General features: G+C 72.6%; 16 protein-coding genes. 3 read left to right on the forward strand and 13 right to left on the reverse strand.

Going from position 1 to position 15,904, the window contains the following annotated elements; translation table 11 throughout:
• Nucleotides 1-44 precede the first annotated feature (44 nt).
• Nucleotides 45-2,567, reverse strand: coding sequence for an ATP-dependent Clp protease ATP-binding subunit (locus tag BU197_RS03975; protein WP_188266774.1), 2,523 nt, complete (start codon nt 2,565-2,567; stop codon nt 45-47).
• Between the two features lie 463 nt (nt 2,568-3,030).
• Between BU197_RS03975 and BU197_RS03980 the strand changes: the two genes are divergently transcribed.
• The gene (locus BU197_RS03980) at nt 3,031-3,618 is read left to right on the forward strand and encodes an SCO3374 family protein (RefSeq protein WP_188266775.1); all 588 of its coding nucleotides are present in this window, start codon (nt 3,031-3,033) and stop codon (nt 3,616-3,618) included.
• On the opposite strand, the gene BU197_RS03985 is transcribed toward BU197_RS03980, so the two are convergent.
• The 10 genes from BU197_RS03985 to BU197_RS04030 form a co-directional block, all read right to left on the reverse strand.
• Nucleotides 3,597-3,932: a histone-like nucleoid-structuring protein Lsr2 gene (locus tag BU197_RS03985; RefSeq protein WP_188266776.1), complete on the reverse strand. Its 336-nt coding sequence runs from the start codon at nt 3,930-3,932 to the stop codon at nt 3,597-3,599. The two genes, BU197_RS03980 and BU197_RS03985, sit on opposite strands and share 22 nt — an antisense overlap.
• A gap of 153 nt (nt 3,933-4,085) precedes the next feature.
• Entirely contained in the window at nt 4,086-4,655 is a 570-nt protein-coding gene (locus tag BU197_RS03990; protein WP_188266777.1) for an amino-acid N-acetyltransferase, read from the reverse strand.
• 9 nt (nt 4,656-4,664) lie between these two features.
• Nucleotides 4,665-5,084, reverse strand: a complete 420-nt coding sequence (locus tag BU197_RS03995) for a BlaI/MecI/CopY family transcriptional regulator (RefSeq protein ID WP_188266778.1) — start codon at nt 5,082-5,084, stop codon at nt 4,665-4,667.
• Between the two features lie 207 nt (nt 5,085-5,291).
• On the reverse strand, nt 5,292-5,471 hold the full coding sequence (locus BU197_RS04000) for a hypothetical protein (protein ID WP_188266779.1): 180 nt from the start codon (nt 5,469-5,471) through the stop codon (nt 5,292-5,294).
• Between the two features lie 14 nt (nt 5,472-5,485).
• Nucleotides 5,486-6,055, reverse strand: coding sequence for a hypothetical protein (locus tag BU197_RS04005; RefSeq protein WP_188266780.1), 570 nt, complete (start codon nt 6,053-6,055; stop codon nt 5,486-5,488).
• Between the two features lie 360 nt (nt 6,056-6,415).
• Nucleotides 6,416-7,222 carry a type III pantothenate kinase gene (locus tag BU197_RS04010; protein ID WP_188266781.1) on the reverse strand — a complete coding sequence of 269 codons (807 nt, stop codon included), beginning with the start codon at nt 7,220-7,222 and terminating at the stop codon, nt 6,416-6,418.
• The gene (nadC, locus tag BU197_RS04015) at nt 7,222-8,244 is read right to left on the reverse strand and encodes a carboxylating nicotinate-nucleotide diphosphorylase (RefSeq protein ID WP_188266782.1); all 1,023 of its coding nucleotides are present in this window, start codon (nt 8,242-8,244) and stop codon (nt 7,222-7,224) included. The genes BU197_RS04010 and nadC overlap by 1 nt, the downstream gene beginning before the upstream one ends.
• A complete protein-coding gene (locus BU197_RS04020) occupies nt 8,245-9,939 on the reverse strand; it encodes an L-aspartate oxidase (RefSeq protein ID WP_188266783.1) in 1,695 nt (564 codons plus the stop codon).
• Nucleotides 9,936-11,033: a pantoate--beta-alanine ligase gene (gene panC / locus BU197_RS04025; RefSeq protein WP_188266784.1), complete on the reverse strand. Its 1,098-nt coding sequence runs from the start codon at nt 11,031-11,033 to the stop codon at nt 9,936-9,938. The genes BU197_RS04020 and panC overlap by 4 nt, the downstream gene beginning before the upstream one ends.
• Nucleotides 11,030-11,947, reverse strand: coding sequence for a Rossmann-like and DUF2520 domain-containing protein (locus BU197_RS04030; RefSeq protein ID WP_188266785.1), 918 nt, complete (start codon nt 11,945-11,947; stop codon nt 11,030-11,032). The genes panC and BU197_RS04030 overlap by 4 nt, the downstream gene beginning before the upstream one ends.
• Before the next feature lie 136 nt (nt 11,948-12,083).
• On the opposite strand from BU197_RS04030, the gene BU197_RS04035 reads away from it, so the two are divergent.
• Nucleotides 12,084-13,259, forward strand: coding sequence for a threonine aldolase family protein (locus BU197_RS04035; protein WP_188266786.1), 1,176 nt, complete (start codon nt 12,084-12,086; stop codon nt 13,257-13,259).
• A 246-nt stretch (nt 13,260-13,505) separates the two neighbouring features.
• Here the strand turns inward: BU197_RS04035 and BU197_RS04040 are convergent, their stop codons facing one another.
• A complete protein-coding gene (locus BU197_RS04040) occupies nt 13,506-13,718 on the reverse strand; it encodes a hypothetical protein (protein WP_188266787.1) in 213 nt (70 codons plus the stop codon).
• 147 nt (nt 13,719-13,865) lie between these two features.
• Here BU197_RS04040 and BU197_RS04045 point away from each other — a divergent pair, with 147 nt between their 5' ends.
• Nucleotides 13,866-14,954, forward strand: a complete 1,089-nt coding sequence (locus BU197_RS04045; protein WP_188266788.1) for a DUF5937 family protein — start codon at nt 13,866-13,868, stop codon at nt 14,952-14,954.
• 220 nt (nt 14,955-15,174) lie between these two features.
• Here BU197_RS04045 and BU197_RS04050 read toward each other — a convergent pair whose 3' ends face one another.
• Nucleotides 15,175-15,855 carry a response regulator gene (locus BU197_RS04050; protein ID WP_188266789.1) on the reverse strand — a complete coding sequence of 227 codons (681 nt, stop codon included), beginning with the start codon at nt 15,853-15,855 and terminating at the stop codon, nt 15,175-15,177.
• Nucleotides 15,856-15,904 lie beyond the last annotated feature (49 nt).

The raw sequence follows: 15,904 nt of genomic DNA on the forward strand, positions 1-15,904 counted from the left end.
TCCGGGGCCGCCCCTGTGCTTGCGCGTCGAGCGCTACCGCTCGCTCACGCTTCCTTCGAGAGGTTCGGGCCCGTGCCGCCCGTCGCCTCGATCGGCGGGGCGTCCGGCAGCGCCGACTTCTCCTCGCCGCGGAAGGTGAACGCGCGCTCCTCGCCCTCGCCCTCGGTGTCCACGACCACGATGTGACCGGAGCGCAGCTCGCCGAAGAGGATCTTCTCCGACAGCGTGTCCTCGATCTCGCGCTGGATCGTCCGGCGGAGCGGACGGGCGCCGAGCACCGGGTCGTAGCCCTTCTTGGCGAGCAGCTCCTTGGCGGACTGGGAGAGCTCGATGCCCATGTCCCGGTCCTTCAGGCGCTCGTCCACACGGCCGATCATCAGGTCGACGATCTGGAGGATGTCGTCCTGGGTCAGCTGCGGGAAGACGATGATGTCGTCCACACGGTTGAGGAACTCGGGGCGGAAGTGCTGCTTCAGCTCGTCGCTGACCTTCGCCTTCATCCGCTCGTAGTTGGACTTCGTGTCGCCCTGAGCCGCGAAGCCCAGGTTGAAGCCCTTCGAGATGTCCCTGGTCCCGAGGTTGGTGGTCATGATGATGACCGTGTTCTTGAAGTCCACGACCCGGCCCTGGGAGTCGGTCAGACGACCGTCTTCCAGGATCTGGAGCAGGGAATTGAAGATATCGGGGTGGGCCTTCTCGACCTCGTCGAACAGGACGACGGAGAACGGCTTGCGGCGCACCTTCTCGGTGAGCTGGCCGCCCTCTTCGTAGCCGACGTATCCGGGCGGCGAACCGAAGAGACGCGAGACGGTGTGCTTCTCGCTGAACTCCGACATGTCGAGGGAGATCATCGCGTCCTCGTCGCCGAAGAGGAATTCGGCGAGCGCCTTCGAAAGCTCGGTCTTACCGACACCGGACGGACCGGCGAAGATGAACGAGCCACCGGGACGCTTGGGGTCCTTGAGACCGGCACGCGTACGGCGGATGGCGCGGGAGAGGCCGATGACGGCGTCCTTCTGCCCGATGACGCGCTTGTGGAGCTCGTCCTCCATGCGGAGCAGGCGGCTGGACTCCTCCTCGGTCAGCTTGAAGACCGGGATGCCGGTGGCGGTCGCGAGGACCTCGGCGATCAGATCGCCGTCGACCTCGGCGACGACGTCCATGTCGCCGGCCTTCCACTCCTTCTCGCGCTTGGCCTTCGCGGCGAGGAGCTGCTTCTCCTTGTCGCGGAGCGAGGCGGCCTTCTCGAAGTCCTGCGAGTCGATCGCGGACTCCTTGTCGCGGCGGACGCCGGCGATCTTCTCGTCGAACTCGCGCAGGTCCGGCGGCGCGGTCATCCGGCGGATGCGCATCCGGGAGCCGGCCTCGTCGATCAGGTCGATCGCCTTGTCCGGGAGGAAGCGGTCCGAGATGTACCGGTCGGCCAGGGTCGCGGCCTGGACGAGGGCCTCGTCGGTGATGGAGACCCGGTGGTGGGCCTCGTACCGGTCGCGCAGACCCTTGAGGATCTCGATGGTGTGCGGCAGCGACGGCTCCGCGACCTGGATGGGCTGGAAGCGGCGCTCCAGCGCGGCGTCCTTCTCCAGGTACTTGCGGTACTCGTCGAGCGTGGTCGCACCGATGGTCTGGAGCTCACCGCGGGCCAGCATCGGCTTGAGGATGCTGGCGGCGTCGATCGCGCCCTCGGCGGCACCCGCACCCACCAGGGTGTGGAGCTCGTCGATGAACAGGATGATGTCGCCGCGGGTGCGGATCTCCTTGAGGACCTTCTTCAGGCGCTCCTCGAAGTCACCGCGGTAGCGGGAGCCGGCGACCAGCGCGCCGAGGTCCAGGGTGTAGAGGTGCTTGTCCTTGAGGGTCTCGGGCACCTCGCCCTTGACGATGGCCTGCGCCAGGCCCTCGACGACGGCGGTCTTGCCGACGCCGGGCTCGCCGATGAGGACCGGGTTGTTCTTGGTGCGGCGGGACAGCACCTGCATGACCCGCTCGATCTCCTTCTCGCGCCCGATGACCGGGTCGAGCTTGGATTCGCGGGCCGCCTGGGTGAGGTTGCGGCCGAACTGGTCGAGGACCAGGGACGTCGAGGGGGTGCCCTCGGCAGGACCGCCCGCGGTGGCGGCTTCCTTGCCCTGGTAGCCGGAGAGCAGCTGGATGACCTGCTGCCGCACCCGGTTGAGGTCGGCGCCCAGCTTCACGAGGACCTGGGCGGCGACGCCCTCGCCCTCGCGGATCAGGCCGAGCAGGATGTGCTCGGTGCCGATGTAGTTGTGGCCGAGCTGGAGGGCCTCCCGGAGCGACAGCTCCAGGACCTTCTTGGCACGAGGGGTGAAGGGGATGTGCCCGGACGGGGCCTGCTGGCCCTGCCCGATGATCTCCTCCACCTGCTGGCGGACCGCCTCGAGCGAAATCCCGAGGCTCTCCAGGGCCTTAGCGGCGACACCCTCACCCTCGTGGATAAGGCCCAGAAGGATGTGCTCGGTGCCGATGTAGTTGTGGTTGAGCATCCGGGCTTCTTCCTGAGCCAGGACGACAACCCGCCGCGCGCGGTCGGTGAACCTCTCGAACATCGTTAATCGCTCCTCAGAGCGGTCAGTCAGTTAGGGGTCGATCCCCTCCCTGTCCTTCCGCAGCTTAGTCCCGCAAGCGGGGACCGCTCATTCCAACTGCCGACATCCGTCCGGATCACCCCTCTTCACGCGGGGAGACCTGCTGCCGAACAGCCGACAAATGCTCCAACCCGATGGTGCGAGACGATGTTCCCCCAGGCCAAGTAGTTACCCGAGCCTTCAGTACGCCGTTGGCGAACGCGAGACGCGGAACCCGGCGGGTCGTCCCTCTCCACTAGGAATGTCTTACCCGTAAGGACCGACACTCCATGCGGCACACCCCGGTTCCCTCCGCTACCAGCGAACACCCTTGCGCTGCCGAATGCACTCGTACGCCCCATCCCGGACACCTCGCGCGTACGGCGGGGAACAGCGCGTCACAGGGGGGGCGTAACCAAGGCGGCTCGCCCGGAGTTCCCCGGGCATGCCCTTCACCGTGCCGCCGCCCCGTACGCCGCTCGACGGCGGCACCGCCCGGTGGTACGAGCGGGAACTCGGCTGGGCGACGGTGGCGGGGCCCCCGGTGCGACTGGCCACCGGGCTGCGCTTCGACGTCCTGGAGCTGCCCGCGGGGGCCGGACGGCGACTGCTCGGCCGGATGGGCCCGACGGGGCCCGTGGCCCTGTCAGGGGGCCGGATGCGGCTGCTCGTGGCCGCCGGGACGGCCGAGGAGCTGCCGGGACTGCTCGACTGGCTGGAGTGGGGCGGGATCGCGCTCGACCTCGCGGCGCTGGGCACCGGAGGCCGGATGACCGCGCCCCTTCCCCCGGGGCGGGAGGGCTCCGGCGCACCGGCCGGCTCCGTGTGGCTGCGCCCCCCGGTGCCGGGCCGCGAGGTCGAGTCCTCGCTGCCCGCCCTGCGGTCCGCGCCGTGGGGCGGGGCGGACGGCCCGTGCCTGACGCGGCTCGTGGCCGCCGCCGCCGTGGAGTGCCACCGGGCGCTGCTGCTGAGTACCCGGACCGGTGGTCCGGCGACCCGGCAGCCGGCGCCTCAGCGGTTCGCGTCCTCGTAGGCGGCCTTGATGTCGCCGGGAACGCGACCGCGGTCGTTCACGTTCATGCCGTTCTCCTTGGCCCACGCGCGGATCTTCGCGGTGTCCTGGCTGCCCGTCGCCACGGCACGGCCCTTGCCACGCCCGCCGGCGGTACGACCACCGGTACGACGGCCGCTCTTCGTATACGGCTCAAGCAGGCCGCGGAGCTTTTCCGCGTTGGCGGTGGTGAGGTCGATCTCGTAGGTCTTGCCGTCCAGCGCGAACGTCACGGTCTCGTCCGCCTCGACGCCGTCGAGGTCGTCGACAAGAAGGACCTGAACCTTCTGTGCCACCGGATTTCCTTTCATCGAAAATGCAGTACGCGGAAAGGAAACCGCTTTTGCCGGGAAAACACAAACCCTTGGGAGAGGTTCAGAACCCTGGACGCACGGGAAACGTGCGCGATTCGGACATAGGGTTCCTGGCGGGTTCGCCCGGGGTTCAGCTCACAGGTGCAGAAGCATCCGGCTGTTGCCCAAGGTGTTCGGCTTCACTCGTTCGAGACCGAGGAACTCGGCGACTCCCTCGTCATAGGAACGCAGGAGCTCGCTGTAGACATCTCCGTCGACCGGGGTCTCGCCGATCTCGACGAAGCCGTGCTTCGCGAAGAAGTCCACTTCGAAGGTCAGACAGAATACCCGGCGCACCCCCAGCCAACGGGCCGTGTGCAACAACTTGTCCAGCACCTGATGTCCCACGCCCGCGCCCTTGAACTCCGGGTCCACGGCGAGAGTGCGGACTTCGGCGAGGTCTTCCCACATGACGTGAAGAGCGCCGCATCCGACGACCTCGGCGTCCTCGTCGCGTTCCGCGACCCAGAACTCCTGGATGGACTCGTAAAGGGTGACGGTGGCCTTGTCGAGCAGGATGCCCCGGCCCACGTAGGGGTCGACGAGACGGCGGACCGCCGCCACGTCGGAGGTACGGGCCCGGCGGACGGTGACGGCCCTGCCGGGGCGCGGGGACGCCGGATGCTCCGGCGACGATGACGGGGACGAGGGCGCGGACGGTGACATGGGGGGACGCTATCGCTCCTGGTCCACCGGGCCCTCGGCGCCCTCCTCGGGCGGGGCGGGCTGCGGGGTGTCGCGCTGCACGATCCGGATGGCGTCGTCGAGTGCCGCGCGCTGCTCCGGCGACATCATCCCGAAGAAGGCGACGAGTGCGGCGGCCGGATTGTCGCTGCGGCCCCATGCCTCGTTCATCAGGGCGGCGGAGTAGGCGGCGCGGGTGGAGACCGCCGTATATCGATAGGCGCGGCCTTCGACTTCCCGGCGCACCCAGCCCTTCTGATGAAGATTGTCCATGACGGTCATGACGGTGGTGTAGGCGATGGACCGTTCCCGCTGAAGGTCCTCCAGGACTTCCCGGACGGTCACCGGACGGTTCCATTGCCAGACGCGGCTCATGACGGCGTCTTCGAGCTCTCCCAGGGGACGGGGCACAGCGTCACTTTAGTGCGTAAACGGCCAATAAGCGTCGATTGACGGCACGCGATGACACCCGTCGAAGACAGAAGTGGAGCCGGAACGAAGAACGATCGAAGGCTGGACGACGGACGGCGAAACAAAAAGGACGCACGGCCGGTAAGGGCATGCGTCCGGAAGGGACGGCCGGCCGTCGGGGCGGCCGTCCCGGGAAAGCGGGGTGGCTCAGGAGGCGGGAGTGCCGTCCGCCTGACGGGCGGCCTCGGCACGCGCGAGCGCGGCGTCCACGACCGCGTCCTCCTTGTGCTTGTTCGGCCCGCCCTGGCTCTTGACGATCGTGACGACGAGACCGATGAAGAAGGCGGCCATCACGACGGGGGGCAGGAGCGCGGATACGTAGTCCATGGCGACCAGAGTAGCTATCCGGCGGCGCGTTCCTCGGGCGGGGGCGGCGGTACGGGCCGTCGGCGCGGCGGGAAGACCTCGTTCGGCTTGGGCACCGGACGCTCGGCCGGTGCCGGGGGCGTCGGCTTGGGGTCGTCGCCCGCCGCGCGACCGCCGGGGAGGGCGAGCAGCCGGGCCCGGGAGCCGGGGACGGCGGTGGCGGCGGCGCCGGAGACCCGGGCGAGCCGGGCGCGTACGGAAGCCTCGGCGATGACCTGGCAGCGGGTGAGCAGCGCTTCGGCGGCCGGCACCTCCCGCAGGGCCCGCAGCGCGGCGAGGTCGTCGGCCCCGGGGTCGTATCCGGCGGCCAGGGCGTCCTGGAGGAGTTCCAGATAGCCGCCGAGGGAGCCGGGGAGTGCCTCGCGGTAGCGGGCCAGGTCGTCGAGGAGGAAGGCGCGCAGCCTGCCCGCCTCTCGGGCGGCCTCGTCCACGGCTTCGGCCAGGCGCAGGGCGTCCCTGACGTCCTCGTCCTGGAGCGGGGCGGGATACAGGACTGCGGAGAGGGCACGGCGGAGAACACGCAGCTCGTCCGCGCTGAAAGCCATGCCCCCACGGGATCCGTAAGGCGTGGGCATGAGCCGACGATACGCGCTTATCGGACAAAATTCTCTGAGGGGTCGTCACGCCGCGCCGGAGGGGGCCTCCTGACGGCGGGTCGGGTGCTGTCGGCCTGCCGTCGGGAGGGCGGTCGCCGCGCCGCCGGAGGACGGTCACTCCACCGCCGGAGGACGGTCACCCCACCGCCAGGAAGGCGGTCGCCGCGCCGCCGGAGGGCGGTCACCCCACCGCCAGGAAGGCGGTCACCCCGCCGCCGGAGGGCGGTCACCCCTCCGTCGGAAGGCGCTCGCCCCGCCCTCCGACCCGCTCGCGCGCGGAGTCCGTTCGGCTCCGGGGCCCGCTCCCGCTCACATCCGGGACACGTTCCGCTCGTACACCAGCCGCAGGCCGATCAGGGTCAGCCAGGGCTCGTGCTCGTCGATCTCCTTGGAGTCGGAGAGGACCATCGGCGCGAGGCCGCCGGTCGCGATCACGGTGACGTCCGAGGGGTCGCCGTGCGGGCCGACCAGCTCACGCTTCATCCGGGCGACGACGCCGTCGACCTGGCCCGCGTACCCGTAGACGATGCCCGCCTGCATGGCCTCGACCGTGTTCTTGCCGATCACGCTGCGGGGCCTGGCCAGCTCGATCTTGCGGAGCATGGCGCCCCGGACGCCGAGTGCCTCGACCGAGATCTCTATGCCGGGCGCGATCGCGCCGCCCGCGTACTCGCCGCGCACGGTCACCGCGTCGTACGTCGTCGCCGTGCCGAAGTCGACGACGATCGCCGGGCCGCCGTACAGCTCGACGGCGGCCACCGCGTTGATCACGCGGTCCGCGCCGACCTCCTTGGGGTTGTCCGTGAGGATCGGGACGCCCGTCTTGACGCCCGGCTCCACCAGGACCGCCGGGACGTCCCCGTAGTACCGGCGGGTGACCTCGCGCAGTTCGTGCAGGACCGAGGGGACGGTCGCGCAGATCGCGATGCCCTCGATGCCGTCGCTCAGCTCCACGCCGAGCAGCGGGTGCATGCCCATGAGGCCCTGGAGCAGGACCGCCATCTCGTCGGCGGTGCGGCTCGGATCGGTGGAGATCCGCCAGTGCTCGACGATCTCGTCACCGTCGAAGAGACCGAGGACCGTGTGCGTGTTGCCGACGTCGATGGTGAGCAGCATCAGGCGCGCACCTCGCGCAGGTCGAGGCCGATGTCGAGGATCGGGGAGGAGTGGGTGAGGCCGCCGACCGCCAGGTAGTCCACGCCGGTCGACGCGTACGCCGCCGCGTTCTCCAGGGTCAGCCGGCCCGAGGACTCCAGGACCGCGCGGCCCGCGACCAGGGCGACGGCCTCCTCGGTCTCGCCCGGGGTGAAGTTGTCGAGCAGGATCAGGTCGGCGCCCGCGTCCAGGACCTCGCGGACCTGGTGCATCGTGTCGACCTCGACCTCGATGGGCAGCTCGGGGAAGAGCTCGCGGACGGCCTGGAAGGCCTCGGCGACGCCGCCCGCCGCCACCACGTGGTTGTCCTTGACGAGGGCCGCGTCGGAGAGCGACATGCGGTGGTTGACGCCGCCGCCGCAGCGGACCGCGTACTTCTCCAGGGCGCGCAGTCCCGGCGTGGTCTTGCGGGTGTCGCGGACCTTGGCCTTCGTGCCCTCCAGGACGTCCGCCCACGCGCGCGTGGCGGTGGCGATGCCGGAGAGGCGGCACAGGATGTTGAGCGCGCTGCGCTCGCCGGTGAGCAGGTCGCGGGTGCGGGCGGTGACGCTGAGCAGGACCTCGCCCGCCGCGACGCGCGCGCCGTCCTCCACGTGCCGCTCGACCTCGAACTCGTCGGCGCAGACGATCGAAAGGACGGCCTCGGCGACCCGCAGACCGGCCACGACACCGGCCTCGCGGGCGGTGAAGTCGGCGGTGGCGACGGCGTCCTCGGGGACGGTCGCCACGGTCGTGACGTCGACGCCGCCGTCGAGGTCCTCGGCGATGGCGAGGTGCGCGATGTCCTCGACCTGCACGGGGTCGAGGCCCGCGTCGGCGAGCAGTTCGGCGAGCGCGGGGTCGAGCCCGCACTCGAACTCCTCCGCGCCGCCGCAGCCACAGCCGTCGCCGCAGCCGCCGGGCTCCTCGGCGTCCGCGCGGGCGCCGATCTGGATCAGGGGGACGTCCACGGGCTGCGGACGGGCTTCCTCGGGCGTGGTCACTTACGGCTCCCTTGGGGCATCGGATGTGGGGGGGAAGTCATGGGTGCCGGTCGCCTCGACGGCGAGCGTCCGTTCCGGGGTGAGGCGGACGACCAGGTGCCGCCGCCAGGCGGTGTCGTCGCGGTCGGGGTGGTCCTCGCGCCAGTGGCAGCCGCGGGTCTCCTCGCGGCGGCGGGCGGCGGCGACCAGGACCCGGGCCACGCACAGCAGGTTGGTGGTCTCCCAGGCGTCCACGCCCGGCTCCCCCGCCTTGGTGTCGTCGGTGCCGCCCGCGAGGGAGTCCGTGTGGAGTGCTTCGAGGGCCTCCGCCGCCTCCCGCAGTCCGGCCTCGGAGCGCAGCACCCCGGCGCCCGTGGTCATGATCCGCTGGATGCGGGGGCGGGCGCCGGCCACGGGCAGCGGCAGGGTCGCGGGGGACGGGTGCGGCACCGGGGCGCCGGGGGCGCGGGGTGCGGCGGCGGCGATGTCCTCGGCGATCCGCTCGGCGAAGACCAGGCCTTCGAGGAGCGAGTTGGAGGCGAGGCGGTTGGCGCCGTGGACGCCGGTGCAGGCGGCCTCGCCGCAGGCGTAGAGCCCGGGGACGGTGGTACGGCCGCGCAGGTCGGTGCGGACGCCGCCGGAGGCGTGGTGGGCGGCGGGGGAGACGGGGATGGGCTCGGTCACCGGGTCGATGCCGTGGGCGCGGCAGGCGGCGAGGATGGTGGGGAAGCGCTTGGCCCACATCGTGGCGCCGAAGTGGCGGGCGTCGAGGTACATGTTCTCGGTGCCCTGCTCGATCATCCGGCGGATGATCGCCTTGGCGACGATGTCCCGGGGCGCCAGTTCGGCCAGTTCGTGCTGGCCGGTCATGAACCGGACGCCGTCGGCGTCGACCAGGTGGGCGCCTTCGCCCCGGACGGCCTCGGAGACCAGCGGCTGCTGGCCCTCGGAGCCCGCGCCGAGGAAGAGCACCGTGGGGTGGAACTGGACGAACTCCAGGTCGGAGACCTCGGCCCCGGCGCGCAGGGCGAGTGCCACGCCGTCGCCGGTGGAGACCGCCGGGTTGGTGGTGGCCGAGAAGACCTGGCCCATGCCGCCGGTGGCGAGGACCACGGCGGGCGCGTGGACCGCGCCGACGCCGTCGTGCTGTCCCTCGCCCATGACGTGCAGGGTCACACCGGCCGTACGGCCTTCGGCGTCGGTCAGGAGATCCAGGACGAGCGCGTGTTCGATGGTGCGCACGCCCTGGTCCCGTATCGCCTCGACCAGGGCGCGGGAGATCTCGGCGCCCGTGGCGTCGCCGCCCGCGTGGGCGATCCGGTCGCGGTGGTGGCCGCCCTCGCGGGTGAGCGCGATGCCGCCCTCGGCGTCCTCGTCGAAGTGGGCGCCGGTCGCGATGAGCCTGCGGACGGCGTCGGGGCCCTCGGTGACCAGGGCGCGTACGGCGTGCTCGTCGCAGAGTCCGGCTCCGGCGACGAGGGTGTCGTCGAGGTGCTGCTCCGGGGTGTCGCCCTCGCCCAGGGCGGCGGCGACGCCGCCCTGGGCCCAGCGGGTGGAGCCGTCGTCGAGCCGCGCCTTGGTGACGACGACCGTACGGAGCCCGGCGGCGGTGCAGCGCAGGGCGGCGGTGAGGCCCGCGACCCCGGAGCCGACCACGACGACATCGGCGTCGATGGCCCAGCCGGGTGCGGGGGCGTGCAGCCGTATTCCGGTCACGGGGTCGCTCCGAACGTGGGGTCCTGCGGAGACCCGGTGTCTCCGAGGTGGAGGGGAAGGTTGTCGATCAGGCGGGTGGCGCCCACGCGGGCGGCGATGGCGAGGACCGCCTCTCCCTCGTGTCCTTCGGCGACCTCGGTGAAGTCCGCCGGGTCGACGAAGGCCAGGTAGTCGAGGGTGAGCGGCGGCTCGGTCCTCGCCGCCGCGTCGAGGACCGCGCGGGCGGCGGCCCTGACGGCTCCGGCGCCCTGGCCTTCGGCCGTCTGCGCGACCGCCTGGGCGACCGCGTGGGCGTCGGCCGCGGCCCGTGCCTCGCCGAGCCGGGAGAGGGCCTCGGCGCGGGTCCCGGCCCGCCCCTGGGCGCCGGGCAGGGCGGCGGCACGCGCGCGGAGCGCCTCCTGCGCGGCGAGCCGGTCGCGGGCGGCGAACAGCGCGCGGGAGAGGGCGAGGGCGGTGATCCGCTCGCCCGCCGACAGATACCGGTTGCGGCTGGACAGGGCGAGCCCGTCGGCCTCGCGGACGGTGGGCACGCCGACGATCTCCACGGGGAAGTTCAGGTCCCTGACCATGCGGCGGATGAGCGCCAGCTGCTGGGCGTCCTTCTGGCCGAAGAACGCCAGGTCGGGGGCGGTGAGGTGGAGGAGCTTGGCGACGACGGTCAGGACGCCGTCGAAGTGGCCGGGGCGGGAGGCGCCTTCGAGGCGCTCGCCCATGGGTCCCGCGGTGATCCGCACCTGCGGCTCGCCGCCCGGGTAGACCTCGTCGACGGCGGGGGCGAAGACGGCGCTCGCGCCCGCCGCGTGGGCCAGGTCCAGATCGGCGTCGAGGGTGCGGGGGTAGCGGTCGAGGTCCTCGCCCGCGCCGAACTGGAGCGGGTTGACGAAGACGGTGACGACGACGGTGCCCTCGGCGCCGACGCGCGCGCGGGCGGCCCTGATCAGGGTGGCGTGGCCTTCGTGGAGGGCGCCCATGGTCATGACGACGGCCCGGGGACCGCCCGTGCCGACGGCGCGCAGTTCGCGCGCGGTGCGGACGGGGGCGAGGGGCGCGGGGGCGCCGGGAGCGCCGGGGGGTGTGGACGGCGAGCTGGTCATCGGGTCTCCCCCTCGGCGAGTACGCCCAGCAGGTCCTCGGCCAGCTCGGGCTTGAGCAGTCCGTGCGCGAGCGCCCGGTCCGCGGTCGTACGGGCCATCGCCAGGTATCCGGCGACGGCGGCGGGCGCGTGCTTGCGCAGCTCCGCGACGTGGGCGGCCACGGTGCCCGCGTCGCCGCGCGCGACGGGGCCGGTGAGCGCCGCGTCGCCGGACCGCAGGGCGTTGTCCAGGGCGGCGCCGAGGAGCGGGCCGAGCATCCGGTCGGGGGCGGCGACGCCCGCCGTGCGGAGGAGTTCCATCGACTGGGCCACCAGGGTGACGAGGTGGTTCGCGCCGAGGGCCAGGGCCGCGTGGTAGAGCGGGCGGGCGTCCTCGGCGATCCACTCGGGCTCGCCGCCCATCTCGATCACCAGTGCCTCGGCGGCGAGCCGCAGCTCCTCGGGGGCGGTGACGCCGAAGGAGCAGCCCGCGAGCCGCTGGACGTCGACCTCGGTGCCGGTGAAGGTCATGGCGGGGTGCAGGGCGAGCGGCAGCGCGCCGGCCTGCCGGGCGGGGTCGAGGACCCGTGTCCCGAACCGGCCCGAGGTGTGCGCGATCAGCTGGCCCGGCCGGACGGCCCCGGTGTCGGCGAGCCCTTCGACGAGACCGGGCAGGGCGTCGTCGGGGACGGTGAGCAGGACCAGGTCGGCGAGGGCCAGGACGCGCGCGGGCTCGACGACGGGCACCTCGGGCAGGAGGGCGGCGGCGCGGCGGCGGGAGGTCTCGGAGACGGCGGAGACGGCGACGGGGCGGTGTCCGGCGAGCCGGAGGGAGGCGGCGAGGGCGGGGCCCACCCGGCCGGCGCCGACGACGCCTACGGTGAGCCGGGCCGGTCGGTCCTCGGCCCGGGTCTCCGGCGCTGCTGGTGCGTTCACGATGGGGTCGGCCTTCCGTTCCAGTCCTCGGCGGGTACCGGACGATTTCTGGTCATGCTACGCCAGCGTTTCACGCTCTTTCCTGGCTGTCCCGCGGCTGTCCACAGGGTGGGGACGATGGTGTGATGATCGGCTCATGAATCCTGTGGACCCTGTGGACGAGGAAGCCGCCCGGCGGCATCGGGCGAAGGTCTGGGGCGGTGCCGAGCGCGCCCTGTGGCGCGGCCCGGCGGACGGCACGGCCGGTGCGCGCCTGCGGGAACTCGCCGACTGGACGGACGCCGCGGGGTACGGCGGGCAGCCGCTCGACGCCTACGGCGACGGCCTGGTGGAGGTCCTGGAACGGCGGGTCGCGGCCGAGCTGGGGATGCCCGCCGCCGTCTTCTTCCCGACCGGCACCATGGCCCAGCAGGCGGCCCTGCGCTGCTGGGCCGGGCGGACCGGGAGCCCCGTCGTCGCCCTCCATCCGCTGGCCCACCCCGAGGTGCACGAGAACGGCGCGTTCGGGGCCGTCTCCGGGCTTCGCACGGTCCATCCGACCGACGCGCCCCGGCTTCCGACGGCGCGGGAGGTGCGGGACCATCCGGAGCCCTTCGGGACGCTGATGCTGGAGCTGCCGCTGCGGGACGCCGGTTTCGTCCTGCCGACCTGGCGGGAGCTGACCGAGGTCGTGGAGGCGGCCCGGGAGCGGGACGCGGTGGTCCACTTCGACGGGGCCAGGCTCTGGGAGTGCACGACCCGTCTCGGCCGCCCGCTCGCGGAGATCGCGGGGCTCGCCGACAGCGTCTACGTGTCGTTCTACAAGTCCCTCGGCGGCATGTCGGGCGCGGCCCTCGCCGGTCCGGAGGAGGTCATGGAGGAGGCCAGGATCTGGCGCCACCGGTACGGGGGCCAGGTCTTCCAGCAGTACCCGGCGGCGCTCGCCGCGCTGCGCGGTCTCGACGCGGAGCTGCCCCGGCTGCCCGCGTACACGGCCCACGCGCGCGTGGTGGCGGACGCCCTGCGGGAGGCCTTCGAGGAGGCGGGGGCGGGCTGGTTCCGCGTCCATCCCGAGCCGCCGCACACGCATCAGTTCCAGGTCTGGCTGCCGTATCCGCCGGAGACCCTGACGGCGGCGGCCCTCGCCCAGACCGAGGAGACCGGCACGGCCCTCTTCCGCCGCTGGTCCGCCCCGGGCGCGGGCGGCCCGCCGGGCGTCGCGTACACGGAGATCACGGTGACGGAACCGGGTCTCGCGTGGACGGCGGAGGACGTGAGGGAGGCGGCGAGGACGTTTCTGTCGTACGTGGGACGGGGGAGCGCGGACGCGTGAGCGGGTTGGCAGGTGCGCGGGGTGGTGAGTGGTGGCGGGGGTGGTGAGTGGGGCCCGGAGGCCGTACGGGTGAGGCCGTACGGAAGGGCTCGGCGGTCCGGCTGACGAGGCAGGCAGGATCCGGCTGGCGCAGAAGGGCCCGGCCCGGATCGGCTCGGCCCGGATCGGCTCGGCCCGGATCGGCTCGGCTCGGATCGGCTCAGGGCCCGGCTGCCCCGGAGTCCTGTCGGCTCAGGACCCGGTGGCTCACCGTGTCTGCGCGCGGCGGGCGAAGGCGAGGCGGAAGCGGAGGCGGAGGGCGCCTCGGGCGGGGCGGCCCGCGAGGACCCGGGTGAAGCGGCGGCGGTCGCGGATTTCCCGCAGGACGGCGACGTCATGGGTGCCGGGCGCGGGCGGTGCGGGCTCCCCGAGCCGCGCGGCCCGATACGTGTCGAAGAGGTGCTGCTGCATGGCGTTCATGGGCTCACCGTGCGCCGCTCCTCCGCGCCGCGCCGAGTCGTTTGACGGGGCTCGTCAAACGACGGGCCGACGTCCGCCGCCATGCCGATTGACGGCCCCCGTCAATCGTCACGACACCACCCATATCCCACCCCGCACTATGGAGGGGTGAGCGTGACCATCGACATCACCGGACTGCCGCACGAGCGGATCACCTTCGGCCCCTCGCCCCTGGCCGAGCTGGGCGCCGCCCTGCACGCCCTCGCCGAGCCCGCGCACCACGCCCGGCTCCACGCCTGGACGACCAGCACGTCCGCCGCGCTCAGGCCGGAGCTGGCGGACCGGCTCCACGAGGCCGGTTTCATGTGGAACTCCACCCGCTCGGACATCCTGCTGCCCGCGCAGCCCCGGGAGACCCTGGCGGAGGAGCTGGACGACCTCGATCGCATGGACGACGAGAAGTACGTCGGCTCCGCCCTGGAGATCTCCTGCAACAACACGTACCGCGACGGCACCCCCTCCCCGCTCGTCGACGAGCGGGCGCGCCGCCGTGCCCTCGACCTGGCCGCCGCGCGCGGTCCTCGGCAGGTCGCCTTCGTGGAGCGGATGCTGGCCGACCCGCCCGGCACGCGCGCGTGGATCCGGCGGCTCCTGGAGGACTGCGACGAGGCGTTCTTCGCCGACACCTGGCGCCGGGTGCGGGTGCAGCTGGCCGCCGACGCCCGCCACAAGACGGAGCTGCTGCGCCGCAAGGGACTGGCGGCGGCCCTCGCCGACGCCTCCCCCGCGCTCTCCCTCGAAGAGGACGAGGCGGGTTCCCGGATCGTCGTCGACAAGCTGGTCCAGGGCCGGACGAGCGCCGTGAGCCCCGCCGTGACGTTTCTGCCGACGGCCTTCGGCTGGCCGCACCTCTTCGCCCTCTACGCCTCCGGCTGGCAGCCCGTCATCCAGTACCCGGTCGCCGACCGTGACCTCGGCGGCGCCGCCTCCGTCGAGGAGGTCACCCTGCGCATCGAGGCCCTCGCCCACCCGCTGCGGATGCGGCTCTGCCGCAGTCTTGCGCGTGCGTCGAGCTCGACGAGCGAGCTGGCCGACGGGCACAACGTCACCGCGCCCGAGGTCTCCCGGCACCTCGCGGTCATGAAGAAGGCGGGGCTGCTCACCACCCAGCGCCGGGGCCGTTACGTCCTCCACCAGCTGGACGTCTCGGCCGTCGCCCGGCTCGGCAGCGACTTCCTGGAGAGCGTCCTGCGCTGACCGGCCCCGGGACGAGGCCCGAGGGGGCGGGACTCGTCCCCTCGGGAGCCCGGCACTTCAGGGACCCGGCGCCTCAAGAGCCCGGCGCCTCAGGGACCTGACACCTCAGGGACCCGACACCTCAGGAGCCCGGCACCTCAAGGACCTGGCCTCTCAGGGACCTGGCCCTTCAGAGGCCCGGCTCGGTGCCGGTCGCTCGGCACTCGGTGGCACTCGGCGCTCAGCCCGCCGTGCCCCCGCCGCCCGCCCGGACCAGGCCCGTCTCGTACGCGAGGACCACGACCTGGACCCGGTCGCGCAGGCCCAGCTTGGTCAGGATGCGGCCCACATGGGTCTTCACGGTCGCCTCGGAGAGGACGAGCCGGGCGGCGATCTCGCCGTTCGACAGGCCCTGCGCGACCAGCATCATCACCTCCCGCTCCCGGTCGGTGAGGCGCCCCAGCTCCTTGTGCTCCGGCTCCCGGCCCGAGGACGGCAGCAGCGGAGAGAAGCGGTCCAGGAGCCGCCGGGTCGTCGAGGGCGCCACCACCGCGTCCCCGCTGTGCACCGAACGGATCGCGGCGAGCAGCTCCGCGGGCGGCACGTCCTTCAGCATGAAGCCGCTCGCCCCCGCCTTCAGACCGGAGAACGCGTACTCGTCGAGGTCGAAGGTGGTCAGGATGAGCACCTTCGGGGCGTCCGGCTCGGAGCAGATCCGCCGGGTCGTCTCCACCCCGTCCAGCTTGGGCATGCGCACATCCATCAGGACGACGTCCACCTCCGTCCCGCGCAGCACCTCCAGGGCCTCGACCCCGTCGCCCGCCTCCGCGACGACCTCCATGTCCGGCTGGGCGGCCAGCACCATGCGGAAACCGGTGCGCAGCAGCACCTGGTCGTCGACAAGCATCACGCGGATGGACATCGGGTTCCTTCGGGGTCGTCGGTGAGCGGACGGGGAGGGGCGTCGGGCT

Origin of the sequence: Streptomyces sp. CBMA291 (assembly GCF_014596525.1) — a bacterium.
Taxonomy (GTDB): Bacteria; Actinomycetota; Actinomycetes; order Streptomycetales; family Streptomycetaceae; genus Streptomyces.

Coding starts and splice junctions, on each gene's coding strand:
- BU197_RS03975 (WP_188266774.1), bottom strand. CDS start 2,567: ATGTTCGAGAGGTTCACCGACCGCGCGCGGCGGGTTGTCGTCCTGGCT.
- panC (WP_188266784.1), bottom strand. CDS start 11,033: ATGACCAGCTCGCCGTCCACACCCCCCGGCGCTCCCGGCGCCCCCGCG.
- BU197_RS04000 (WP_188266779.1), bottom strand. CDS start 5,471: ATGGACTACGTATCCGCGCTCCTGCCCCCCGTCGTGATGGCCGCCTTC.
- BU197_RS03990 (WP_188266777.1), bottom strand. CDS start 4,655: ATGTCACCGTCCGCGCCCTCGTCCCCGTCATCGTCGCCGGAGCATCCG.
- BU197_RS04005 (WP_188266780.1), bottom strand. CDS start 6,055: ATGGCTTTCAGCGCGGACGAGCTGCGTGTTCTCCGCCGTGCCCTCTCC.
- BU197_RS03980 (WP_188266775.1), top strand. CDS start 3,031: ATGCCCTTCACCGTGCCGCCGCCCCGTACGCCGCTCGACGGCGGCACC.
- BU197_RS04035 (WP_188266786.1), top strand. CDS start 12,084: ATGAATCCTGTGGACCCTGTGGACGAGGAAGCCGCCCGGCGGCATCGG.
- BU197_RS04010 (WP_188266781.1), bottom strand. CDS start 7,222: ATGCTGCTCACCATCGACGTCGGCAACACGCACACGGTCCTCGGTCTC.
- BU197_RS04050 (WP_188266789.1), bottom strand. CDS start 15,855: ATGTCCATCCGCGTGATGCTTGTCGACGACCAGGTGCTGCTGCGCACC.
- BU197_RS04040 (WP_188266787.1), bottom strand. CDS start 13,718: ATGAACGCCATGCAGCAGCACCTCTTCGACACGTATCGGGCCGCGCGG.